General features: G+C 41.5%; 21 protein-coding genes. 10 read left to right on the top strand and 11 right to left on the bottom strand.

The features are described 5' to 3' along the window. Positions 1-13 precede the first annotated feature (13 nt). Both BV375_RS12325 and BV375_RS12320 read right to left on the bottom strand, forming a co-directional pair. Positions 14-916: a S1 RNA-binding domain-containing protein gene (locus BV375_RS12325; protein ID WP_086760814.1), complete on the bottom strand. Its 903-nt coding sequence runs from the start codon at positions 914-916 to the stop codon at positions 14-16. A gap of 78 nt (positions 917-994) precedes the next feature. Further along, a complete protein-coding gene (locus BV375_RS12320) occupies positions 995-1735 on the bottom strand; it encodes a dienelactone hydrolase family protein (protein ID WP_086760813.1) in 741 nt (246 codons plus the stop codon). A 199-nt stretch (positions 1736-1934) separates the two neighbouring features. Here BV375_RS12320 and BV375_RS12315 point away from each other — a divergent pair, with 199 nt between their 5' ends. Genes BV375_RS12315 through BV375_RS12305 form a run of 3 tightly spaced genes read left to right on the top strand, consistent with a single transcriptional unit; the run spans position 1935 to position 4370 of the window. After that, positions 1935-2918: a GntR family transcriptional regulator gene (locus BV375_RS12315; RefSeq protein ID WP_086760810.1), complete on the top strand. Its 984-nt coding sequence runs from the start codon at positions 1935-1937 to the stop codon at positions 2916-2918. 34 nt (positions 2919-2952) lie between these two features. Further along, entirely contained in the window at positions 2953-3540 is a 588-nt protein-coding gene (locus BV375_RS12310; RefSeq protein WP_086760808.1) for a Uma2 family endonuclease, read from the top strand. 41 nt (positions 3541-3581) lie between these two features. Further along, positions 3582-4370 (top strand): DUF4058 family protein, encoded by a 789-nt coding sequence (locus BV375_RS12305; RefSeq protein WP_086760806.1) that lies wholly within the window; start codon positions 3582-3584, stop codon positions 4368-4370. Between the two features lie 196 nt (positions 4371-4566). On the opposite strand, the gene BV375_RS12300 is transcribed toward BV375_RS12305, so the two are convergent. The 4 genes from BV375_RS12300 to tig form a co-directional block, all read right to left on the bottom strand. Then, positions 4567-5478 carry an alpha/beta hydrolase gene (locus BV375_RS12300; protein ID WP_086760804.1) on the bottom strand — a complete coding sequence of 304 codons (912 nt, stop codon included), beginning with the start codon at positions 5476-5478 and terminating at the stop codon, positions 4567-4569. A 70-nt stretch (positions 5479-5548) separates the two neighbouring features. Continuing rightward, positions 5549-6892, bottom strand: a complete 1344-nt coding sequence (gene clpX, locus BV375_RS12295) for an ATP-dependent protease ATP-binding subunit ClpX (RefSeq protein WP_086760802.1) — start codon at positions 6890-6892, stop codon at positions 5549-5551. 9 nt (positions 6893-6901) lie between these two features. After that, the gene (clpP, locus tag BV375_RS12290) at positions 6902-7600 is read right to left on the bottom strand and encodes an ATP-dependent Clp endopeptidase proteolytic subunit ClpP (RefSeq protein ID WP_086760833.1); all 699 of its coding nucleotides are present in this window, start codon (positions 7598-7600) and stop codon (positions 6902-6904) included. Positions 7601-8089: 489 nt separating this feature from the next. Then, positions 8090-9538, bottom strand: a complete 1449-nt coding sequence (gene tig / locus BV375_RS12285) for a trigger factor (RefSeq protein WP_086760830.1) — start codon at positions 9536-9538, stop codon at positions 8090-8092. An 868-nt stretch (positions 9539-10406) separates the two neighbouring features. Here tig and BV375_RS12280 point away from each other — a divergent pair. The 3 genes from BV375_RS12280 to BV375_RS12270 all read left to right on the top strand — a co-directional run bounded on the left by BV375_RS12280 (position 10407) and on the right by BV375_RS12270 (position 14557). Beyond that, entirely contained in the window at positions 10407-11450 is a 1044-nt protein-coding gene (locus BV375_RS12280) for an aspartate-semialdehyde dehydrogenase (protein ID WP_086760800.1), read from the top strand. A gap of 163 nt (positions 11451-11613) precedes the next feature. Continuing rightward, a complete protein-coding gene (gene dapA / locus BV375_RS12275; protein ID WP_086760798.1) occupies positions 11614-12498 on the top strand; it encodes a 4-hydroxy-tetrahydrodipicolinate synthase in 885 nt (294 codons plus the stop codon). Between the two features lie 286 nt (positions 12499-12784). Next, positions 12785-14557: a ribonuclease J gene (locus BV375_RS12270; protein ID WP_086760796.1), complete on the top strand. Its 1773-nt coding sequence runs from the start codon at positions 12785-12787 to the stop codon at positions 14555-14557. A 111-nt stretch (positions 14558-14668) separates the two neighbouring features. Here BV375_RS12270 and BV375_RS12265 read toward each other — a convergent pair whose 3' ends face one another. Both BV375_RS12265 and BV375_RS12260 read right to left on the bottom strand, forming a co-directional pair. Beyond that, positions 14669-15565, bottom strand: coding sequence for an AAA family ATPase (locus BV375_RS12265; protein WP_086760795.1), 897 nt, complete (start codon positions 15563-15565; stop codon positions 14669-14671). Between the two features lie 279 nt (positions 15566-15844). Continuing rightward, a complete protein-coding gene (locus BV375_RS12260; protein WP_086760793.1) occupies positions 15845-17041 on the bottom strand; it encodes an anion transporter in 1197 nt (398 codons plus the stop codon). Between the two features lie 582 nt (positions 17042-17623). Between BV375_RS12260 and BV375_RS12255 the strand changes: the two genes are divergently transcribed. Further along, on the top strand, positions 17624-18001 hold the full coding sequence (locus BV375_RS12255; protein WP_086760791.1) for a Mo-dependent nitrogenase C-terminal domain-containing protein: 378 nt from the start codon (positions 17624-17626) through the stop codon (positions 17999-18001). Positions 18002-18183: 182 nt separating this feature from the next. Here BV375_RS12255 and BV375_RS12250 read toward each other — a convergent pair whose 3' ends face one another. Further along, positions 18184-20181: a caspase family protein gene (locus BV375_RS12250; protein WP_086760789.1), complete on the bottom strand. Its 1998-nt coding sequence runs from the start codon at positions 20179-20181 to the stop codon at positions 18184-18186. A gap of 197 nt (positions 20182-20378) precedes the next feature. Here BV375_RS12250 and BV375_RS12245 point away from each other — a divergent pair, with 197 nt between their 5' ends. The 3 genes from BV375_RS12245 (at position 20379) to BV375_RS12235 (ending at position 22196) form a co-directional block, all read left to right on the top strand. Beyond that, positions 20379-20894, top strand: coding sequence for a hypothetical protein (locus tag BV375_RS12245; protein ID WP_086760787.1), 516 nt, complete (start codon positions 20379-20381; stop codon positions 20892-20894). Between the two features lie 198 nt (positions 20895-21092). Next, on the top strand, positions 21093-21269 hold the full coding sequence (gene rpmF / locus BV375_RS12240) for a 50S ribosomal protein L32 (RefSeq protein WP_086760785.1): 177 nt from the start codon (positions 21093-21095) through the stop codon (positions 21267-21269). Between the two features lie 333 nt (positions 21270-21602). Next, on the top strand, positions 21603-22196 hold the full coding sequence (locus BV375_RS12235) for a sulfite oxidase-like oxidoreductase (protein ID WP_086681734.1): 594 nt from the start codon (positions 21603-21605) through the stop codon (positions 22194-22196). A gap of 106 nt (positions 22197-22302) precedes the next feature. Here BV375_RS12235 and BV375_RS12230 read toward each other — a convergent pair whose 3' ends face one another. Both BV375_RS12230 and BV375_RS12225 read right to left on the bottom strand, forming a co-directional pair. Then, positions 22303-23685: an aldehyde dehydrogenase gene (locus BV375_RS12230; RefSeq protein ID WP_086760783.1), complete on the bottom strand. Its 1383-nt coding sequence runs from the start codon at positions 23683-23685 to the stop codon at positions 22303-22305. Between the two features lie 137 nt (positions 23686-23822). Beyond that, a complete protein-coding gene (locus BV375_RS12225; RefSeq protein WP_086760781.1) occupies positions 23823-24968 on the bottom strand; it encodes a hybrid sensor histidine kinase/response regulator in 1146 nt (381 codons plus the stop codon). Positions 24969-25538: the final 570 nt, after the last annotated feature.

Raw genomic sequence — 25538 nt, 5'->3', positions numbered from 1 at the left:
TTAATGAAAGCTGCTATTCCGCAGATTTTTGACTAGCACGATTAGCACGCGCTTCCGCAGAAGCCATCACTTCATCCATATTCTCTAAAACTTCACCGGGGAAATTTTCTAAAACTCTGGTGGAAAGTGCAACGCGGCCTTTACCTTCATCTAAGTCAATAATCACAGCTTTAATCGGCTGACCGACTTGAAATACTTTATCTAGAGACTCAATAAATTTTTGGCTGACTTGTTTGATATGCAGTAAGGCGCTGACACCATCTAAATCTATAAATACGCCAAAAGATTTAATGCCAGTTACTTTACCTTCCACTAATTGACCTAGTTCTAACAAGCTAAAGTTGCTAGAACGAGTCGCCAAACGCTGGGAAAGTATCAGCTTTTTGTTATTGCGGTCTACTTCCAAGAAACCAGCAGTTAGAGTTTGACCCTTGAGCGCTTCTAAATTATCACGCTCAATCAAGTGCGATCGCGGAATAAATCCCCGCAAAGATTGAAGTTCAACGGTGACACCACCTTTATTTACTCCTGTAACCCGCACTGGTACAGTTTGGGAATTTTCTTGCATTTCTACCAGCCGTTCCCAAATGTGCTGAATTTCTAATTGTTTTCTAGAAAGGGTTACTTGACCTTCTGCATCCTGTTCCCGGATAATTAAAAACTCTAGTTCCTCTTGCAGTGGTAGCACCTCAGACAAATCGGTAACTGCTCTCAAAGCAGCCTCATCACGGGGAATAAAGGCTGACGACTTGCCACCAATATCGACATAGGCCCCATCATGGTCAAGTTGGAAAACTTTGCCATGTACCACCTGTCCCTTTTGAAACTGGTAGTCGTGTTTTTCCAGCGCTTTGGCAAAATCGTCCATTGTAAATGGCGAATTGGCTGTTTGAGAACGTTTCGATTCGGAATTCATGACGTTTGAATATAAATTATTAGTGGTCAGTTGTAGGGGTTTAGCAATGTGCTTTACCCCTACTGACGGTGTAGGTTTTCAGGCCAGTTGACCAAAGAGTTGTTTCACCTGCTCCCAAGCATCGGCGGCAACTTTAGGATTATAGCTGGCGCGACGGTCGCAGAAAAATCCGTGATCAGCTCCATCGTAGCGAAACGCACGGTGCGGAATTTTGTATTTTTCTAACGCTGCTTCAATTTCATCTACCTGTTCAACAGGAATGCTTACATCTTCCATCCCAAAAAAGGCGTAAAGCGTACCTTTAATTTGGTTGGTACGAGTAACAGTGGGGTCACCGCCCCCTGGTGTACGGGTAGTAATTCCCGCACCATAGAAGGAAGCAGTAGCTTTGATATCTGGTAGTGTGGCAGCAAGATATGCTACATGGCCACCAAAGCAAAATCCTATACAGCCAAAGCTATCTTTTTTAACATTCGGGAGGGTTTTCAAGTAATCGATCGCGGCTTGAATATCGCCCAACAATTCTGAAGCTTTGGTTTGCATGGCATAGCCTCTACCAATTTCGATATCCTCTGGAGTATAGCCAGTTTCAAAACCCGGTGCTTGGCGTTGGAAAAGTGCAGGCGCGATCGCTATATAACCCAATCGAGCGATCCGTTCTGTGACATCCCGAATATGATCGTTAACACCGAAAATCTCTTGCAATACGACAATTGCTGGGTAAGAGCCTGATTCTTGTGGTTGTGCTAAGTAAGCTAATATTGAAAAATTATCTTGCGAAATTTGAACCGTTTTGGTGTCGATTGCTCGCTCTGTCATAATAGTTTTTACCAGGGTTGCATGATTGTTTGATATAACTATGCCAGTATCTCAAAGCTTTCTGTCATCAGATTATCAATTAACAAAAGTCAGTACGCTAGAAATTTCCTCTAAAGAAATTCAATGTATAAATAAAATATTTAACAAGTAGCAGATGCAGCTGGTCACATGCCGCCACTAGCACCTAGGAGGTTTGGTGATGATTCAATTCCGCATTCAGCCAGACAGTGAAATTCCCGCATCAACCCAGCTGTTTAATCAAATCCGGTTTGCGATCGCTTCCCGGCAATATCCACCTGGGTATAAATTACCGAGTACACGAGCGCTGGCAATGCAAACTGGTTTACACCGCAATACTATCAGCAAGGTTTACCGTCAGCTAGAAGAAGACGGATTTGTCGAAAGCTTAGCTGGTTCAGGGATTTATGTACGTGCCCAAGGTCATGAGGGCGGTAGCAAGCTGCAATCACCGACTCTTAAGCAACATCCCGATGCCTACAAAATTGTGCAGCAAGCACTTGATGAGCTACTTTCCCAAGGATGTTCTCTCTCGGAGGCGAGAGAATTATTTTTAGCGGAAATGGATTGGCGCTTGCGTTGCAGTTCCCAAGTGTTGGTGGCAGTGCCTTCTTACGACATCGGTGCAGGCGAGTTGATGGTATATGAATTAGAAAAAGCTTTGCATATACCAATACAGTTAGTACCAATGGAAGAATTAACGGCTGTACTAGATAAAACTTCCTCTGCCACAGTCGTTACTAGTCGGTATTTTATAGGAGATGTAGAAGAAATTGCTGCCCCGAAAGCTGTACGGGTGATTCCTTTAGATATCTATGACTATTCCAAAGAACTCAATCTGCTGAAAACCTTGCCCAAAGAAAATTGTGTCGGCATAGTTAGCCTGAGTTCTGGAATTGCTCGCGCCGCCGAAGTTATTCTCCACGGACTGCGGGGGGATGAACTACTGGTGATGACTACGCAACCAAAAGATGCTTACAAACTTCAGGCGATCGTCAAGCGAGCTGAAGTAATCATCAGCGATCAAGCAAGTTATGCAGCGGTGCAAGCTGCGGTACAAGCTGCATCTGAAGATATTATTCGCCCGCCCAAATTAATTAAGGTTGATAATTACATTGGTACTAAGTCGATTAATTTATTGAAACGAGAATTGGGTTTGGGTTAATCATCTAGCCACAATGATGAGGAGCGCGATCGCTATGACCGCAGCAACCAAAAAACTTACTTTTGCCGATTGTCTCAAGTATGACGATGGCACAGACACCCAATACGAATTGGTTGATGGAGAATTAATCCCCATCAGTCTTGGCACTGGTAAGCACGGCGGAATTTCCAAGTTTCTAGAGCAAACCTTTAATCACGAAAGTGCCAAAATGGGAAGGAATTGGACAGCACAAAAGTTTGCCGTCGGGATTCTTTCACCACGCGGCGGACGCTGGGATACTTCGCGGGTTCCAGATGTGGTAGTTTTACCAACAGAGGAGTGGAAAGCACTCTTCAACCGGGAAGCGGTCATTGAATTCAATCAACCTTTCCCCATATTGGTAGTAGAAGTCGTTAGCGAATCAACTCAAACCACAGATTACCGCAGCAAGCGTTCCGAGTCTGCTGTTCTAGAAATTCCTGAATACTGGATTATTGATCCGATTCCAGGAGTGGTAACAGTATGCACTTTATTAGAAGGGTTTTATGATGCGATCGCATTTCGTGGGCAAGAACGCATCATCTCTCCCATTTTCTCAGATTTGGATGTGAGTGCCGGACGAGTTCTAGCTGGGCGGAATTAAGGTTATGAGAATTAAATTATGAACTATTTGCAGGTGTAGCGATGGCTTCCCCATTTCCGGGGATGAACCCGTATTTAGAAAATCCACTATTTTGCTCAGAAATTCACAATCTGCTCATAGCGGCTATTTTCCGGAACTTGAATCCTCAATTGCGTCCTAAATATAAAGTTGCCATTGAAAAACGAGTGTATCAAACAATTGATGAAGATTCGCTGCTAGTGGGTGTTGCTGATGTCGCGGTGCAGAGTACGCAAAAAGAATTATCACCAGCACCAGCTAGTATCGCTGTTGCTTCACCATCAGTCGAAGCTGTGACAATTGATCTGACTATGCCAGAAACTGTCAAAGAGACTTATTTAGAAGTACGAGATGTAGCAACACAAGAAGTCGTAACTATAATTGAAATCCTATCTCCAAAAAACAAACGTCCAGGAGAAGGACGAAATGCATATACAAAAAAGCGGTTACAGGTTTTAGAAAGTTATACCAATTTAGTGGAAATTGATTTGCTGCGAGATGGTAAACCAATACAGCAATTACAAAATAACCTGCAAACTGATTATAGAATTTTAGTCAGCCGCGCTGCCAAACGTCCTAAAGCTGATTTATACGCTTTTAATTTACCAAATCCGATACCTTCTTTTTCCTTACCTTTACGTGAAGGCGATACAGAGCCATTATTAGATCTACAAACATTAATTAGTGAACTCTACGACGAAGGTAACTATGATTTGGTGATTGACTATACTCAAGAACCTGTACCTGCGATATCAGCAGAAAATTTAGCTTGGGTAGATGCAATTTTAAAACAGCAGGAATTGAGGAATTGAGAAGAATTTTTTAGTTTTATTCCTCATTATTACAGCTAATACAAATTCAAATAATAGACCTGTCGCAAAAGTCTTTCTTTTCATTCTTTCCTTTGCCTCTACCTGCGGGAAGAACCTCGTCGAATGCGTAAAGCTAATTCATATTTTCAATCAGCAACGCCTAAATTCTTAATAGGGAACATTGTTGTGCTCTTGCTTAATTAACTGCTGTAGGAATTTGCAAAAATTCCCGCACCCGCTGTAGGTAAGTTGGGGCATCTTCTAGCATTGGAAAATGGGCTGTATTAGGAAGCATGGCAAACACAACTTTGTCATTCATTGCCGCTGCTTGCCGCCCCATCTTTGCAGGAATAATTTTGTCATACTCTCCTGCTACTAGCAGTGTTGGCACTGTTAGCTTGGCAAATTCTTGCGGCATCAATTCAGATTGTGCTTTACTTACTGAGGTAAAAATTGTTCCGAGGGCAGCATCATAATCAGCTTCCAGAAAATCTTGCAAAAAGGCTTGGCGCTCAGCTTTTGGTATGGAACGATGCAGAAATCTCGCCATAAACATCCGATCAACAAATGGTATTTTTCCTAACCATTTGGGACGGAATTTGACTACGTAGCCTCCGAATTTATGAAAAGCAGCAAAAGCTTTTTCGTCGTAGTCAAAAATCCCGCTACAAGTTAAAATTCCCCGTTCGACTTTTTGGGGATAGCGGTTAAAAAACAAAGCTGCGATGGATGCGCCCATAGAATGAGCATTGATATAAACACGCTGAAGCTGCAACTCATCTAGCAACGCTGCTAAATCATCAGCGTATTCTTCTAATTCATAAGTTAATTCTTCAATTGCTGCCACTTCTTCTTGAGGAGATTGCGATGCAGCAACAGATTCGCTTGCTTGGACTATGGTTGGTTTACCACTAGAACGCCCAAAGCCTCGTAAATCATAAAGCAAACAATCAAATTGGTCTAATAAAGCATTAGCCGTACTTTGCCAGTACCTAGCCGAGCCAGCCCAACCGTGGATGAAAACCATCACTGGCTTTACCCAGGAATTAGATGGTTTTTTCACCCACTCGTAGTAATGCTCAACTCCACGAACATTAATGTAAGGCATTTGTCATTTGTCCCTTGTTATTAGATTAATTATCATTTACTAATGACTAATGACTCATGACTCATGACTATTAGGCTGATTCTGGCTTAGGTAGCGAAGACGGATGTACCAAGAGTTCAGCAGTTGAACGCTTCTCAACCATTTCCCGCGTGACTGTACAGCGAGTTACGTCTTTGCGAGATGGTAACTCGTACATTACATCCAACATGAGTTCTTCGACAATGCCCCGTAATGCTCTAGCTCCAGTTTTGCGGCGGTAGGCTTCTTGAGCGATCGCTCGCAAGGCTTCTGTTTTAAAGTCTAATTGGACGTTATCCATCTTCAGCAGTTTTTGGTACTGCTTGACTAAAGCACTGCGTGGTTGAGTGAGAATTGCCATCAAAGCTTCTTCATCCAGTGGTTCTACCACGGCTACCATCGGTATCCGGCCAATGAATTCGGGAATCATGCCAAATTTCACCAAGTCATCTGGTTCTAAATAGCGAAGTGTATCTGCTGCCCGCTTTTCTTTTGTTTGGCCTTCTCCTGGTTGTACAAAGCCTATTGACTTTTTACCCACTCTCTGATCTACTACTTTCTCTAAGCCAACGAAAGCACCACCACAGATAAACAGAATGTTACTGGTATCAATTTGAATACAGTCTTGATAGGGGTGCTTGCGTCCTCCTTGAGGTGGTACGTTAGCGATCGTTCCCTCCAGCATTTTCAGCAAAGCTTGCTGTACACCTTCGCCAGAAACATCGCGTGTAATTGAGGGGTTCTCACTCTTGCGAGCAATTTTGTCAATCTCATCGATGTAGATAATTCCCCGTTGCGCTTCCTCGACATCCAAATCTGCCACCTGCAACAGTCGCAGCAAGATATTTTCCACATCTTCGCCTACATACCCAGCTTCTGTCAGAGTTGTGGCATCGGCAACGGCAAAGGGTACATCGAGGATTTTGGCTAGCGTTTGTGCTAAGAGGGTTTTGCCACAGCCAGTAGGACCAATCAACAAAATATTGGACTTTTGCAGTTCTACGGCATCTTCCGTCCCAGCTTTACCACTGGCTTTTGACTGAACTATTGCCAGACGCTTATAGTGATTGTAAACCGCCACTGACAGCACTTTCTTCGCTTCGTCTTGACCAATGACATGTTCGTCTAGATACTTTTTAATTTCTCTAGGCTTGGGTATTTGATTAAACGAGAGACTGGCAGAGCGGGTACGGCGTTTCTGAGGTGGTTCCGACTTTGGTGTAGGTTGCGACGCTGCGGCACCATTTGTGTCGAGTAATTCCTCATCTAGGATTTCATTACACAAGTCAACGCATTCATCGCAGATGTAGACTCCCGGCCCTGCGATCAATTTACGCACCTGCTCTTGAGACTTGCCACAAAACGAACATTTTAAATGGGAGTCGTATTTAGACATACCAGCCTCTTATTTCAGAATGGTGACGTTTTCCCCTGGTGTGGGAATATTTTGTCTGGAAATTACTTGGTCAATTAAACCGTAGTTCTTCGCTTCGTCCGCCGACATGAAAAAGTCGCGTTCCGTATCTGCTTCAATTCTTTCTAGGGGTTGACCAGTATGCTCAGACAGTAACTGATTCAACTTACCTTTAATGTAAAGAATTTCTCTAGCTTGAATTTCAATGTCAATTGCTTGCCCTTGAGCACCACCAAGTGGTTGGTGAATCATAATCCGGGAGTCGGGTAGAGACATACGCTTACCCTTAGTCCCTGCCGTTAACAAAAATGCTCCCATGCTTGCGGCTAATCCAAAACAGATGGTAACAACATCAGGACGGATTTGCTGTATTGTATCATAGATTGCCATCCCTGCGTAGACCGAGCCACCAGGAGAATTAATGTATAGTTGAATGTCCTTTTCTGAGTCTTCGGCATCCAAGAATAATAATTGGGCAACAATGGAATTGGCAACGGCATCGTCTATTGGCGTTCCCAAAAAGATAATCCGCTCTCGCAGCAGGCGGGAGTAGATGTCGAATGCCCTTTCTCCCATACCGGATTGTTCTACCACCATCGGTACGATGTTGTTGGGGCTGCTTAAGTGAGAATTAATATTTATTCTACTGAAGCTGCTAATTGGGTAATTTCCCGACTGTGATACAAGCATAAAAAACATTTGACAACTAAGTGGGACAAAGACTAAAGCAGCCAGTGCTGCCTCTTTCACTAATTTAGATTTTTATTTGAGCTATGTGTTAACCATTATGCCTCATCTAAATCTCTCGTGTAACACAGTATCTAGCCACGGCGGTACTGGAGACAGTAATTTCTTTAAGATATCTTAACCATTGTCTTAAGTTTAGCTGCTGAAGAGATAGTCGGGTAGTTTACTAAAAAAAGCAGGGATAGCAGGGGTGGCAAGGGAAGAAATAATTCTTCATGAGTCTTGGTATAAGCTTTTCATGATGGCTACTTGCTACCCTACCTACAAGACCTTAACCAGAGTAGATTGGCGTTTCTAAGTACCAATAACTCAATAATTATTCTCTGTACCTCCCCCTGCTTTTTGCAATTCAAAAGGTAAGAAAGCTAATTTTACAGACTTTTCCACCTTTTGCAAGTAGATAGTGATTTTTGCCATGTGGCATGAGTTTGTTTACTCAGGATTAGTAGGCTCGTCGCTCGTAGCGGCTTCACCACTTTCTCCTTCAACCTCAGGTGCAGATAGTGCTTCGGATTCCGCATCTACACTTTCTGTTGCTTCTGGGATATTTAGAGAGCCTTCAGGAACAAGTTCAACGGATGAGTGTTCTAACAGCCAATCGACGATTTTTTCGGTTGACAGTTCATTTTCCACTACTGAACGCAGTCTATCTTCGTCCACATCTTCTTGTGAGTACTGCTGCAACAGTTCTGTGACTCTAGCTTGAATTTCTTGATCTGTCACCTGGATAGATTCACGTTTACTCACTTCCTGTAAAGCTAGGGAGCGTTTCAGCCGTTCAATTGCTTCATCGCGCGATCGCGCCCGTAACTGCGGAATAATATCTTGGGTAAACAACTTCTTAATATCCAGCCCCTGCTGCGACAGCCGAATTGCTGTTTGCGTCAGCATTGCATCTACTTCCTGCTCAATTAAGGTTGCTGGCAAATCAACTTCTACATGTTTGAGCAGTTCTGCTAATAAGGCTTCTTGCTTATTGGCTTTAGTTTTCTGTTCTGCTTCTTTTTGATATCGCTCTTCTAAAGAAGTCCGCAACTCCGCTAACGTTTCAAAGTCGCTGACTTCCTTAGCAAAGTCATCATCCAATTCGGGTAACTCTTTCTCCTTCAGTTCCTTAAGGGTCACTGTGAACAAAGCCGGTTTGCCTGCTAACTCTTCGTTAGCATAAGGATCTGGAAACTGAGCCGAAATTTCTTTTGTTTCCCCTGGATTCATTCCAACTATGCCAGATACAAATCCGGGAATAAATCGATCTTCGTATAATTCCACTTGAAAATCTGTTGCTTCTCCCCCAGGAATTGGCGTTGGTTCTGTAGATTCGTCTTCACCTTCAGCTTTCGCCAATACCCCTTTGAAATCTAAGACTGCGACATCGCCAATTTGAGCAGCACGCCCTTCGACAGGAATCAATGTTGCCAGTTCTTGGCGTTCTTTATCCAGAACTTCATCAACCCGAGCCGAGTCATATTTGACTTCCTCTGCTTTGGCTTGCAAACCTGTATACTGGGCTATCTGGATTTCTGGTTCCACATCGATAGCAGCAGAAAAGGTCAGCGGTTTACCTGGTTCATAATTACTAATCAATTCGTCAAAGGAAGAGCGTAACTGTGGTTGCCCAATAGCTTGAATTTCTTCTTGTTTAACAGCTTTCTCGATTCCATCTTGAATTAGTTCTTCTAGAGCTGCTGCCTTGATGCGAGTTGTGCCTAGGCGCTGTAGCAAAATCTGCCGAGGCACTTTGCCTTTGCGAAACCCAGGAATATTGGCAGTACTAGCTAGGTTTTTAATTACCTGTTCGTAAGTTTGTTTGGTAATTTCCGGTGTAATCTCTATTTCCAATCCTATTTGGCTGGCGGGAAGTTTTTCCTGGGTGACTTTCATGCTTCGTCTCTGTTTTCTGGTATTTTTGACTCCGAGTACAGACAAAACGCGATTGAGCGCTTGTGTTTCGTTGATGTCTCTTAGCTGGGATGGCCAATGCCCACAAGGCATCATGAGAATCCAATGATGGATCAGTGCCCTTCAGCAGAGATCCAGTGTACTGCTAATGGCAAAAGACTGAACATCTTAGTGCAATAAGTTTACCGATCGCACCTCCAAAGTCGATTACAATAAGTGCTTCATCCTAAGTCCCAAGCATGAGTGAAAGAATCCAAAACCACTGCTGATGTGCTGATGTTGGGGGTTGCACACTCCATCATCTAGGCACGAAAGTGGATTTATGATTCACAAGGCTAACAGCGTGATATCCTGGTGTTCAAGTAGGAACTTGGATTTCCATGTTGGATCGATTGGGACTGACTGCATTGCTGCATAGCTCAGTTAGCTGTTTTGCTGGTTTTCTTTCACTTGGATCATAGTACATCCATATATCTTTGCAGCCCACCTTCACAGGCAAAATTGTTGTGTTATCTGGAAAACTATGAAACTTTAACAATGCCTAAGTAGAGAATTTTAATTCTTTCGCTGCTGAATAAATTCGTTGTATAATAATATAATTTAAATAAATAAAAGTACCAAAACTGTGAATGTCAACAAAACAAAGGAAATTGGCGAAAACTGGAAGATTAGTTAATTAATTAAATCAAGAAAAGTTAATAATTTAATTAGGAAAAACGAAAGAATAAATTTAAAAAAAGTAAAGAAAATTTTATTTAATGTTAATGTATACGACTGCCATTTAAATAGTGAAATAAGTTTTGCATCGGTTCAATAAATCGTAAATAACCTCTTAAAGGAGGAAGCAAGGTTGTCTAAATCCTATAATGTAGCTATTTTGGGTGCAACTGGTGCTGTTGGTACCGAGTTGCTGGAATTATTGGAGAGTAGGAATTTTCCGCTATCTAATTTAAAGTTGTTGGCATCACAAAGAAGTGTGGGGCGGACGCTGCCTTTTAAGGGAGAAAATTTACCAATAGAGGCAGTAAGCGATCGCGCCTTTGATGATGTAGATATAGTACTGGCGAGTGCAGGTGGTTCTACATCCAAAACTTGGGCAGCAAAAGCAGTCGAGAAGGGCGCTGTAGTGATTGATAACTCCAGTGCTTTCCGCATGAAAGAGGAAGTTCCTTTAGTAGTACCAGAAGTCAATCCCCAAGCTGCTGCTCATCATCAAGGCATTATTGCTAATCCCAACTGCACAACAATTTTGATGGCAGTGGCAATATGGCCTCTACATCAAGTAAAACCAATACAACGGCTTGTAGTCGCAACCTACCAATCTGCTAGTGGCGCTGGCGCAAAAGCAATGGCAGAGGTGAAAACTCAAGCAAGCGCTATCTTAGAAGGACAAGCGCCTGTTGCAGAAGTATTGCCTTACCCTTTGGCATTTAATTTATTTCCTCATAATTCTCCATTAAACGATTGGGGCTACTGCGAGGAAGAAATGAAAATGGTCAACGAAACTCGCAAAATTTTGGGAACGCAACAAATCAGAATTACCGCCACTTGTGTGCGGGTTCCCGTACTGCGTGCTCACTCGGAAGCGATTAATATAGAATTTGAGACACCTTTTAGTCCAGATGAAGCTAGGGAAATATTGAGTCAGTCCCCTGGGGTAAAATTGGTAGAAGATTGGAGAGCAAATTATTTTCCGATGCCAATTGAAGCCACTGGTCGAGATGAAGTTTTAGTGGGAAGAATTCGTCAGGACATTTCTCATCCATGCGGCTTGGAGCTATGGTTATGTGGTGACCAAATCCGGAAAGGTGCAGCTTTAAATGCAGTACAAATTGCCGAGTTATTAGTAGAAAAAAATCTACTGAAGCCTGCAATAGCACAGGCTATGAGTTAAAAAAATAGCAAGTTAAATTGCGGATATTTAGCCTCGATTTTAAAGATACAGGAAAATCTCAGCAAATCTGCGGCTCACGCTTAAAGCAATTTGCAGATAGTTTATTAAAATAGAAAACCACCAAGCTACAAAAAACAAAAAGGTAATCAGGAGTGAAAAGAGGGTGGGAGATTTTGGCAGAGTTTTAACCGCTATGATTACGCCGTTTAAAGAAGATGGCGGCGTCAACTATGATGTAGCGGCAGAACTAGCAGCACATCTAGCTAACAACGGTACAGATACATTGGTGGTGTGTGGTACAACAGGGGAATCCCCCACCCTAAGTTGGGAGGAGGAATACCAGTTGTTTGTTGAGGTGTTGCAGGCTGTAGCTAAAAAAGCCAAGGTGATAGCAGGATGTGGTTCCAACTCCACAAAAGAAGCGATCGCCGCCACCCAAAAGGCAGCTAAAATAGGAGTACATGGATCTTTACAAGTTGTTCCTTATTATAATAAACCGCCACAAGCAGGGCTTTACCAGCACTTTCAGGCGGTAGCACAAGCCTGTCCCGACCTACCAGTGTTGTTATACAACATTCCAGGTCGTACCGGTCAAAACCTCAGTTCCGAAACAGTTGCCCGGTTAGCGGAGATTAATAATATTGTTGGGATAAAAGAAGCTAGTGGAAATTTAGACCAGGCGAGTGAAATTCGCCGCTTGACACCACAAGAATTTCAGATTTACGCTGGAGATGATTCTTTAACCTTGCCTTTGTTAGCGATCGGAGCAAAGGGCGTGGTGAGCGTAGCTTCTCATCTGGTAGGAAACCAACTACAGCAGATGATTCAAGCTTTTAGTGTGGGTAAAATTCAAGTTGCGACTGAGATTCATCTTCAACTTTTTCCGCTGTTTAAAGCTTTATTTTTAACTACAAATCCTATTCCAGTTAAAAAAGCACTAAAACTTCAAGGTTGGGAGGTAGGTTCAACTCGTCCGCCCCTATGCGAAGCTGATCCAGAAGTCAGTCACAAGTTAGAGGTGGTTCTAAAAGAACTTAGTTTAATCTAGGTGCCAACTTGTTGAGCGCTTGCAAGTTTTTGGTTGCCATAGATACATATAAACAAGGAACATACATAATTTATACCAAGGTGTACTTAAAACGCCTGTGCTAGGGCTAAATAGATATATTATGAATCCTTCAGTTTAAAGTCCATTTTTATTGAACCAACAATAGAAGATCTGATTCAAAATAGGCTGCTTTGGGAGTGACTTTATAAGACAGCTAATGTTGTCTTTAGTACAATTTCGCTAACTTTTTAACTTAATTAACCACAAACAACAATCCAAGGAGCAAATGGCTAAAAACGAAGCTGGCTCCGCCCTAAAAATCATTCCTTTGGGCGGTTTGCATGAAATTGGTAAAAATACTTGTGTTTTCGAGTATGACGATGAAATCATCCTATTAGATGCAGGTTTAGCCTTTCCTACAGAGGCAATGCATGGTGTAAATATTGTCCTGCCAGACATGACTTATCTAAGGGAAAATCGCCATAAAATTAAAGGGATGATCGTTACCCACGGTCATGAAGATCATATCGGCGGTATTGCATTTCACCTCAAGCAGTTTGAAATACCCGTAATTTACGGTCCAAGGCTAGCAATGGCGATGCTAGAGGGGAAATTAGAAGAAGCAGGAGTACGCGATCGCACAGAATTAAGATCGGTTCTTCCTCGAGATGTAGTCAGAATTGGGAAATCTTTCTTTGTAGAATATATTCGCAATACCCACTCCATCGCTGATAGCTTTACCGTTGCTATCCATACACCCATAGGTATCATCATCCATACAGGAGATTTTAAAATTGACCACACTCCAGTAGATGGGGAGAGATTTGACTTACAACGGTTAGCAGAACACGGTGAGAAAGGCGTGCTTTGTCTGTTGAGTGATTCAACTAACTCAGAAGTACCCGGATTTACTCCTTCTGAACGTTCCGTGTATCCCAATCTTGACCGAGTATTCTCTCAAGCCACAGGGAGATTATTTGTTACTACTTTTGCTTCCAGCGTCCATCGCATCAACATGATTTTAGATCTGGCGCAGAAGCACAACCGCACAGTGACAGTTGTTGGTCGTTCGATGCTAAATTTGATTGCCCACGCTCGCAATCTAGGTTACATCAAGTGTCCAGATCATCTGTTGCAACCGTTACATACTGTTCGCAGTATGCCAGATGAGAATGTACTGATTCTTACTACTGGTTCTCAAGGTGAAACGATGTCAGCAATGACTCGAATTGCCAATAAAGAACACCCCCACATTAAAATTCGTCAAGGAGATACGGTAGTCTTCTCCGCTAACCCGATTCCTGGAAATACGATCGCAGTTGTCAATACTATAGATAAATTGATGCTGCAAGGGGCAAACGTTGTCTATGGTCGAGATAAAGGAATTCACGTTTCTGGTCACGGTTGTCAAGAAGACCAAAAACTGATGATTGCTTTAACTCGACCGAAGTTTTTCGTGCCATTTCACGGAGAACACCGGATGTTGGTGAAGCACGCCCAAACGGCTCAGAGTATGGGCATTCCCCCAGAAAACATGATCGTGATCCAGAATGGCGATATCGTGGAACTGACAGAAGATGCCATCCGCGTCGCTGGTAAAGTGCCTTCTGGGATTGAACTGGTGGATACTACTAGTTCTGGTATGGTTAGTGCCAAAGTACTGCAAGAAAGGCAACGCATGGCTTCCGAAGGCATTGTTACCATCGCCGCCGCCATCGATTGGAGTGGTAAATTGTTAGCCAAGCCAGAAATTCATCTGCGGGGTGTAGTGACAAGTATAGAGCGATCGCTCTTACAAAAATGGGTACAACAGCGAATTGAAGAAATCCTGGGAGTTCGTTGGTCAGAATTTGCTCAACCCAGTGAAGGCGAGCAATTAGAAGTAGATTGGGGTGGATTGCAAGGGATGTTAGAAAGAGAATTGCAACGCTCCATCCGTCGAGAACTGCAATGTCAACCTACTGTGACATTGTTAATGCAGATTCCTGATGAGCCACCTGTAAAAGTAAGCGATGGTAGAAGACGCCGCACTCGTACTGCTGCTCAGGTAGCATCGTAAAGAATTTAGAATTATAGCCTCACGCAAAGGCGCAAAGACGCAAAGTTTTTTCTGAGCGTCTTTGTGTTTTGGAGTAAGTATAAAAAAAGATTGTGACAAAACCTATTAGATTTAAGGTATATCTTCGGGCATAATTTTCATCATCATTTCTTTGCTGACTTCAGAAATTTTGACAAGTCTATTTGCTTGCTTCTCGATGGATTTTTCAAAAATATTTCTTACAAGCCTTCCATTACCAAATTTTTTATCTCGACTTAGATATAAATCATTTAATTTATTCAGTAATGTTTTTTGTGATTGCTCAGTAAGATGGAAATGGTTCTGCTCACAAATTTTTTCAAAAATATTTAGTAATTCGTTAGGCTTATAATCTTCAAAATAGAAATATTTGTTAAATCTTGACTGTAATCCAGGATTGGCATCTATAAATCTAGACATTTCTTCACTATAACCAGCAACTATTACTACTAGCCTGCCTCTATAATCCTCCATTCTTTTCAAAAGTGTATCTATAGCTTCTTGCCCAAAATCATTACGCGAGGTCTCCGGCTTTAATGCATAGGCTTCATCAATAAACAACACACCATCTAATGCTGACTCAATAATTTGATCGACTTTAATAGCAGTTTGTCCAACGTACCCTGCTACCAATCCAGATCTATCAGTTTCGACAAGATGACCTTTAGAAAGTATCCCTAGTTCTTTATATATTTCGCCCATTAAACGAGCTACTGTTGTCTTTCCAGTTCCGGGAGGGCCACAGAACACAGAGTGAAGTGTAACAGAAACAGTAGCAAGTTTTTTTTCTTGGCGGAGTTTCTGAATTTTCAAAAAGTTGATCAGAGTATTGATTTCATCTTTGACATTCTGCATACCTACCAGATTGTTTAGTTGTTCAAGAACATTCTCCATCCCTCCAGAAGAACAATCATTATTAAGGTTGCGCTTCCTTAACTCTTTTTTCAATTGTTCTAGTTCAGCATCAATTTCTCTATCCCATAAAGTCATATTCCATAACCTCTACAAATCAGTAATTTGTCTCTCTACTATGTAGAGGTACAATCCGAGTAAGATACATTGAATTTCGGCTGAACCTATTACATATAGCTCAAAGACTCTAAAGCAAGGCGAACCATATACACTGAGATTATGTGATACATATGTCCCCTTGCTCAAGACTAACTCAGATATCTTGTAGACGTAAAGTAGCTGTCTGGTATGTTCAGAAAGCGCAGCATCTTAAGCCTGTAACCTAATATTTCCTATAGTTCAATAATCTTCTCTTACCTAGTGAATCCACAGGTAAGCTAAAATTAAAGTACACAATGTAAGCGGTACTCCAAAACGTAGGTGCTCCCGAAAAGTAAGCTTGTAGCCTAAATTGGTAGCAGCTTCTACGACTATTAAGTTAGCAACTGAACCAAACAAAGTTAGATTACCTGCTAATGTAGATCCAGCTGCTAGTAATAGCCAGTAGTGAGTCTCATTTTTGGGAATTAGAGGGTGTAAAAGAAGTACAGCCGGAACATTTGAAATTAAGTTAGATAAGACAACAGTTACACTCAAAAAACTCGCAGATGAGTTAACTGCATGAGTAAATAACTGCAATAAATTTAAATTTTGTGTGACTTTGGTGAGAATAAATAATCCCGAAAACATTACTAACAGGTTCCAATCTATCTTTTGGAGAATGCGCTGTGGTTTGAGTCGCCGCGTAATCAACAACAAACTAGCAGCAACTAAAGCAGACTCCGCTAGAGGAAAGCCAATAGCAAAGGCAATGAGCAATCCTGTGGTGATGACTAATGTTTTATTAAATAAAGGTTTGAAAATCCGATCATTTCCATCAACTTTCTGCTGACAAGGATGGATGGAACGTACCTCTGGATAAAATAACCATAATAATCCTACCTGAATCACTAAACCAGTTAAGGCTACTGGGGCAAGCGCGCGGAGAAAATCTAGGTAGGGAATGCCTGAAAATGAGCCAATTAAAATATTTTGCGGATTACCGCTGAGAGTGCAAACAGAACCGATATTAGTTGCACCTGCGATCGCTAATAAAAAAGGTATAGGATTTAAACCTAATGCTTGAGTCAGGCTCAATGTCAGCGGTGTAAAAATTAGCGCTATGGTGTCATTGAGAAAAACGGCAGAGAGAATACCACTACCAAAAGTTAAGGCAATCAACAAGCCTAGTGGACTGCTAGTCAAACTCAAAAGTATTGATAGCGATCGCCTAAAAAATCCTGCATAGGCTAAGTTAGCGTTGACTACCATCATACTTAGTAAAAATATGATGGTATTGGCATCAATTGCCTGCCATGCCTCCTGCAAATTTACAGCACCCAAAGCAATTAAAAAGGCAGACCCCACTAGGGCAATGGTGGCACGGTTCATGCGTAAACCAGGAATGTAGCCCAATGCTAACCCCAGGTAAGTCAGCCCTAATACGCCATAGATTGCAAATTCAAGGACAGTCACTCGCTTTACCTAGTGATTGAGCAGTAATTCCTCACACCAGTAACTGGGGAACAAATTCTTTCAAGGGACAAGTCAGACAAGAAGGAATAATTAAAGAAAATCTACTTTTTTTATTGACATTGGCGACTATACATGATAAAAACCTGCTGTCTATCTAATACCAAATCTTTAATTGCTATACACTCCGTGTCTCCAAGTCCGTTTAATTGTTGCAACTTGAAAGTGAAATATTATCATGCATAAGCCGCCCGATCTGTATAGAATTTAGCGGCTAGTATTTGTACTCAGTGATATATTATATTGTTAATTTTTGTAACAATTAACAAAAAACCCACCCAAAGATAGATGTCTTCACTAAAATTTTAACTGTGTCAAGTTATGAAGAAGATCAGAATACTACACTTCCGATTACGGGGAAATTGCGTTTAACTTGACGTAGTTATAAATGGGTTCTGACTAAAGCGGCTACGGATAACATCAGATTGCATCCAGTCAGAACAAGATTTTTCCGGGAACGGTCGTAGCCACTATGTATATGTTCATCGTTAAGGTGAATACCCTCAATCAAATAGAGGAGTAACCATGAAGGTATTCGATAATACCACAAAAAGAATTTTTTTAGCAAGCTGGGTATCGATAAATCAAGCAGAAGCTACTAAGACCCACCTAACCCAGCTGCCACGTTCTGCTGCTCAGTCTTACTGTGATATTCTCCAGCCCCTACGACAAAAAGTAGACAGAATTCAAGTCCGCGATCGCGAATTAGCTCACCGCTTGTGTAAACTAATTCCTTCTCAATGTCCTTTTGAGCGTGATGTCAAATTATTTGGCAAAACTGTATTTCACATTCCGCCAATGTGTAAGCTTAATCCTTTATATGAAGAAGTAGTGGGCTTACGTTTCCGGGCGCTATGCTATCTAGCTGATGAATGTGGAGAGGATGTGTCGCAGTACTGCTAATACAGAGTGCTGAGGAGCCAGTACCTTAGGCGAGTTTCCCGACTTAAAGCCGTTGAGGCTCCCTCCGTTGTAGTAACTGCCAAGTTCCAAGTTATTATTTCTCAATTCTGAGTCATTAAATAAAGAGTCCAGAATTAAAGCAAACTGCCATTGATTCTGGACTCTAGACTTTGAACTTTTGACTAATTTTTAATCCGCCTTACCTGCCATTTTTGGATAGCTTCTTGAGCATCCTCATAAGCAGATGTCATCTCTGGCACTAAGGCCGCAGTTTCAATTGCTGCATTGAGTTCCCCTTGGACAGCGCGATTCTTCGCCATATCCAAAATTTTGTCACTCCATTTATTAATTGATTTTTGTGCTGTATCGAAACCTGGTTGACCTGGTGGGACTTTCTTGGCAACTTCGATAGCACGATTATATGTAGATGCTTGTCCAGGCTTAATTAAGGCATTAGCCGCATCTAAAAGAGTTTTGTTACTGACATACTGTTTGGCCTCTAGTCGCCATTGGTTAATCAGAGCTTGTGCTTTGGGATAAAGTAATTCGTCTTTGGTAATTAATTGCGCCGCAGCAACCGCACTAGGATACTGTCTTTGCTGAGCACGACCTTCTGCCAAATCTAAAATCATCCGACTCCAGATTTTAATATCCTCTTGAGCTTGTTCGTAAAGCGGTTCACCCGATTGAATTTTACGAGCCGTGGCGATCGCCAAGCTTAAATCACTAGCTTGAGTTTCCCTGAGCGACATTTTCGCTAGGTCTAAAACTGCTTTATTCCGCTTTTGTGACTCGGAATTGAAAGCTGTGGGCGAGTTTGATGGTTTGGTGGCTTGAGTTGGTGTAGTGGAATTGGAAACTGAGCGAGCATTTGGTAAATTCTTAAGATCTTTTGCCTCATTAGTAGCAGTATTAGACGATGTCCCGAATACTTCAGCAACTCTAAATCGTGTCTGATTGCGGAGAAAAACTACTGCGACTAAACCTACTATTAATAAGCTGCCTCCCACCCACCATAAAAGCTGCTGCCAAAATGGAGTATTTACCTGATTTACAGGCGCTTGGGAGATGAAAGGTGGGGAAGACTCAGGAATAGACCGTCCCCCAGCATTCACCTCTTGAGCAGGTGGGAGCATCTGGGGTTGCTGCTTGAGATTTCGATCTGGATTCAGAACTGCTTGGGAGGCTACATTGCCACCTGAGCCTTGGACTTGTTGGCTCTCCAATTTCTCGCTGACTGCTGGAAATTTTGAAGACTTCCCTTGGTTGGATCTGCGGCTAACAGTAGTTTCCACTCCTTGGAGTTCTCTAGGTGTAGCCGTTGTTTGTAACTTCTCTGAAGTTTTAGCGGAATTTGCTGCAAGAGAGGGTGCTGCACGTGCAACCGCAAAAGATTCTTCTGGAAAAATAACGGATTCTACTTCACTTTTATTCGGTGTATTATTGCTTCTCAATCGCGGCAGGATAATTTGCTGCTTAGATGGGATCACAGCGATCGGGTTTTGTATCGGTCGCCAATGATTTTGACACAATTTTGGCGTGAGAATGCTCAGGTAGCTTTCTAAATCCACCAAGCTACTGCCACGACCGGAACCTAAAGCTTCTAGTAACGCTGCTGTGAAGAATCCGTGACCTAGTTCACTGCTTTCGTGGGAGAATTGCTCTGGTTGGCAAGAAAGAATTGTTGCTAGTTGTAGTTCTTGAGCAAGTTCTACCGTTTCTTGTCCAACAGGGGCATCCGCTTGAGTGCCGAAAGCGCGGTTGATATCCAGCAGTAGCAATACATTCAGCCCAGTAAGTTGCAGACTTTGCATTAGCGATCGCAGTTCTATGCCAGTCTCCTGCACGAGATCGGGGTTCCCCTCGACTGGCATTAAGTAATCTTGTCCTTTGTAGTTGATGCCATAACCGCTGAAGAACAACCACACATGATCTTGTGGTTGCCAATATGATGCTGCCAAATCCTCTAATAACAGGAAGATATTCTCCCTCGTTGGATAGGTGGATCTATCTCTAATCGGCACAGAAGTGTCTGTCATCAGCAGGCAGTGTTGAGGTATAAAACCTGCCTCTGTAGACAAAAAGTCTTTGAGCGCCTCGGCATCAGCTTGGGCGCAACTTAAAGGTTGAAATAAATGATATTGATTGATGCCAATAGTAATCGCCCAGTAATTTGCCATCCCCTCTTTGTCGCTTATTGTTTGCTTGCCTAAAATTGTGGTTGGCTTTGCTGAAAAAACAAAGTTAACCTATGTCTTATAGTCTAGGAGATTCCCATCAGACTCAAAATAGTATGTAATTTTTATTACATATTTTAGCCGGAAATTACTTTCACTCAATTTAAATTAGAGATTGTTTAGTAAGGAAGCTCAAAGTCATGAGTAGAAGAGTTGCTCATCAACCATCATCGATCATTCCCTTTTCAGTTATTAGCCAATTTGCCAGAAAAATCCGGATAGTTCCGATAGCAGTTTTGCTATTCTCTGGGGTTCCTGTGTGGTTTGCGTGTGAAGCGATCGCCCCTCAGATTGTAAGGGCTTACACCGCTAGAGTTGATCTTGCGATTGATCGCTTGCCAGAAGAAAATTACGAAACCATACTCAGAAGGGCAGAAGCGGCAGCCAGAGCAGCTGCTCAACGAAGCTTTGATCAAGATATTTTAGTGACAGATGTTTCAGTAATTGTATCCGTACAAAGTCAGGGAGCGATCGCACCAGTTTTGGCTTTAGATGTTAGTCGTCCGCAATGGCGAACTCGCCCCGATCCCCAGCGTTGGGCAACTTACTTTAAAACGGCGCGATCACTACTGTGGTTTGAACAAAATTCCACAACATCAAATACAGGACAAAATCCTACAACCCCCAATCCGGGACAACCAGCCACTACCAAATAGCCATTGAAGAAGATGCAGAGAAACAGGGACACAGACACACAGAGAAGGAGAATTTCTTCGAGTCTACCCTTGTTTGCATCTTCTTGGTTCACAATTTCTTGTTATCTCCTTGTCTCAATTACCAACGGAGTTCTTGTTGCCAGTGTCAATGGATGGCTTAGAATAAAAAGGTTGTCAAGAATTGCGATATCCGCTATCATGGCTGTTCCTAAGAAGAAAACATCTAAGTCTAAACGAGATAAACGCCGAGCTACCTGGAGACATAAAGCTGCTGTTGAAGCTCAAAAAGCTCTTTCCCTAGGCAAGTCGATTTTGACTGGACGCTCTACATTTGTCTACCCAACTGCTGAAGAAGAGGAAGCAGAAGAATCATAATTCTCTAGTCACGAAAAGCACGAATAACGCTGTTATATAAGCGCTCTATCGTTGCTTTTCTGATTGCAGAATGACTAACTAAGTAGTTTACAAAAGCCCATTTTGTTAATAATAAATTGGTAATAAGTAATTAGTCGCACCCCATTAAATATTACTCATGACTGATGCGCCAATAATTTATTAACAGTAAGGTAGCTTTAGTAATTCTTAGCTATTTAGTATTGAGCACAATTATTATTTTGTCTTTTATTGAGGGTAGACCAAATCCTCAAATACTCAGACAATTATCTCAAGAGAACAAATTAACTTGAAAAAACCAATTTTTCTACAAGTATGTTAGGAAAATTTTTTCAGAAACCAGACAAAGAAGAGAGCGAACGCGTCCCTCCTGGCCAACACTTGGCTAAAGGCTTCCCAGTCTTAACTTATGGTGCAACTCCGCAAATTAGCACAGAAGAATGGGAATTTCGGGTATGGGGTTCAGCAAAACCTGCCACTTTTACCTGGGCAGACTTTATGGCATTACCCCAATCTGAATTTACAGCAGATTTTCACTGTGTAACGCGCTGGTCTAAGCTTGATGTTAAATGGACTGGCATTAAAGTAGCAGACTTCATGAGTTTAATTGAAGTAGATCCAGAAGCAGTTCATATCATGGAACACTGCTATGGTGGCTACACTACCAATATCTCAATGGAAGACTTTCTGCGTGAAGAAAACTTCTTTGCCTTTCAACTATTTGGTGAGCCTTTACCAGCAGAACATGGTGGACCCATGCGGCTAGTTGTCCCCCATCTCTACGCTTGGAAAAGTGCCAAGTGGATCAATGGTTTAGAGTTTCTCAATCGCGAGGAACTTGGTTTTTGGGAGCGTAATGGCTACCATCGCCGTGGTGAACCTTGGGCGGAAGAACGTTATAGCTACTGACAATTAATTACTAATTGGTAATTGGTAATTAAGAAACGGGTTTAAGCTTATCGCCCTCAAGCTAGAAGCCTAAGGCTAGAGATACAAAGCCTACCTTTGCAGACTATTAACCAAGAAGTCGCTTGAGAAAAGCTAATTTCCCTTGATATGGAGCGTAACGCCATTTTAAGTCTAATAAGAAGGAGTTTTGCAAGACACTTTTGCTATGGGAAAAAGTATCAAAACTCGCTTTACCGTGATAGCTACCAACACCACTATCACCTACACCACCAAATGGTAAAGATGGCACACCACAATGCATCACTGTATCGTTGATACAAACTCCACCAGATGAAGTTTCCTGCAAAACTAGCTTTTGTAGGTTTTTATTTTGAGTAAATAAGTATAAAGCCAGGGGTTTTGGTCGAGAATTAATTAAGGCGATCGCTTCTTTAATGTCGCTATATTCAATTATTGGCAAAATCGGTCCAAAAATTTCCTCCTGCATAATCGCAGCATCCAAGGAGATGTTATCAATCACGGTTGGGGAAATATAACGCTCTTCAGGGTTAGTTTCACCACCAATGATAACTTCACCATTGTTGATCAGGCTCGCTAATCTATCAAAGTGTTTTTGAGAGATAATCCTGGCATAATCAGGACTACTAGCAGGGCTATCTCCATAAAATTCTTTAATACATTTTTTGAGACCATCTACTAAATTTGTTTTAATTTTTTTATCAACTAAAATATAGTCAGGAGCAATACAAGTTTGACCAGCATTTAGAAATTTGCCCCAAGTAATTCGCTTTACTGTGTGCTCTAGATTAATTTCAGTATCTACAATACAAGGACTTTTACCACCTAATTCCAAAGTAACTGGTGTGAGGTATTTTGCCGCTGCTTCCATGACAATTTTCCCGACATTGGTACCACCAGTAAAAAAGATATAGTCAAATTTTTCTGCTAATAGCTTTTGGCTGGTTTCTACACCACCTTCTACCAAGGCAATATATGCTGGTTCGAAATATTTAACAATCATCTCAGCCAGCAGACTAGACGTATGAGGTGCAAGTTCTGAAGGTTTCAGGATTGTACAATTGCCTGCGGCGATCGCACCGATTAATGGTGAGATAATTAAGTTAAATGGATAATTCCAAGGGCCAATAATTAAAGCAACTCCTAAAGGTTCAGGATAAATTCTTGCTGAGTATTGAAAAAAGTCAATGGTAACTGGGGCTTTTTTGGGTTTCGTCCAATTTTTGATATTTTTGATGGCGTAATCAATTTCCTTAATTACAAAAATCTCTGTAGCGTAAGTTTCAAATTCTGGTTTATGTAAATCTGCTCTCAATGCCTGAACAATGGCTTGTTCATTCTCTAGAATTGCCTGCTTAAGAATTTTTAATTGTGCAATCCGAAAAGCAACGTCTTTAGTCTTACCAGTCTGAAAAAAATCACGCTGTTTGCGAATAATATCAGCAGGAGAAAAAGATAATTCAGTAATCATATTTTTTATTGCTAAAATAGCTCATTTTATCAGAATGAATGTTTGATGTTCTGCTTAGGATTTTTGGTGTAAGACAAAGTTTATGTTCACTTACAGTCTAATTGTCATCAATTTAAGCGGTCTAAATCATCATTGTTTTATGATTTAACAGGTAGCATGACAATGAATACACTACCTTTACCAACCTCAGATTTGACGAGGATAATACCTTCATGAGCCTCGACAATTCGACGGGAAAGGTAAAGTCCTAAGCCACTACCAGAACTCTTGTGGCTTCCTTGGCGAAATCGTTCAAACAAAGTGGCTTGTTCTTCGTCTGGAATACCGGGGCCTGTGTCTTCTACCTCAATGATAATGTAGTCACTAGAGGCGGAATTTTCGGAAGTGTTAAATTCATAACTTTTGCCGCTCTCAAGTTTAGAAGAGAGACGGACATTTACTGAGCCAGAATCAGTAAATTTAATTGCATTACCTATAAGGTTAGTAAATAAGCGATGTAATTCTAAGCGATCGCCCATTATGTTACTAATGTTTGTCTCATCTGCAACTACCAAATTCATTGATAGTGATTTTGCTTCAGCTAAAGGCATCAATTCTCCTACTACTTCATCTAGTAGTTGGCGGAGATTCACTGGTTGAAACGCCAAGGTTTTGCGACCAGCTTCAAAGCGGTAGACTTCCAATAAGGTATTTACCATCGCAAGCAAGTTATTATTGCTACGTGCCATAATCGCAATTACCTCCTGTATTTGCGGAGATAAGGCTCCCAAAGCACCTTCCTGAAACAGCATCAGTACGCGATCTGCGGCTACTAGGGGGGTGCGTAAATCGTGGGTGAGGCGGGAGACAAAATCTTCGCGTTGGCGAGCAATTTCATCACGTTCATCGATACTGTGTTTTAAGCGCAAAAGCGATCGCACCCGCGCTAGCAATTCATCCACTGTTACAGGCTTACGGATAAAATCATCAGCACCTAAATCTAATCCTTTAGCAACATTGGGTGCATCGTGAGCAGTAATCAGCAATATAGGGATAAATTGCTGCATTGAAGCATTGCTACGAATACGCCTAGTAACTTCGTAACCATCCATTCCTGGCATCATCAGATCCAGCAATACCAAGTCACAAGGAGAGGCTTCTAGTTGTGCTAATGCCGAAGCCCCGTTTTCTGCTGTGCTAATTGTGTAGCCTTCTTCCTCCAAAATAGTTTTGATTAAAAACACATTATCTGGAGAATCATCTACAACCAAAATTTTGTCAGAGCGAGAAGTTTGCGAATTCATGTACCGACCTGGTGTAGGTAAAATTTAATTTTTGTAATCTTAGCTGTAATTATATGAATTTTAGATAACCTCCCTTGACTAAACATTATTTACCTAAAAACTTAAATCAATTGTTGAATTTTATATTAATTTCAATTTGCTAATTTTTATTAGCAAAATAATTACTAATTAATTGAATCATGATTGGTTAATTTTAAAAACTAAATTGCTATCAATTCAATATATCGTAAGCAAGACGCAGTAGTTTTAATAAGCAAATGCATACAGAGAGTAGTTCTGCCAATTTTGAAGTAGAGCATAGAGATAGGTTTAGCTTATCAACTAAGGAAAGGTTTGATGCTGTGTCATGCCCTACCTCTTCGATACTAACCACTAATTTTTGAATTATTATCTTGTGCTGATTCAGGTAGATATTTTAGAGGTATTTTGAGCAAAATCCAATTGAGATAGAGTGCGAGAACCTGCATTTTCAGGAATTGGTTCAGGCGTTGGAAGTTTTTATCTTTACAGCACCCAAGCCCAAAATCTTTCCAGCAATAGCCCAAAGATAATTTCCACAGACTTATTGAG

Source organism: Nostoc sp. 106C, assembly GCF_002154725.1.
Classification (GTDB): domain Bacteria; phylum Cyanobacteriota; class Cyanobacteriia; order Cyanobacteriales; family Nostocaceae; genus Aulosira.
This window is presented reverse-complemented; position numbering and strand designations above follow the sequence as displayed.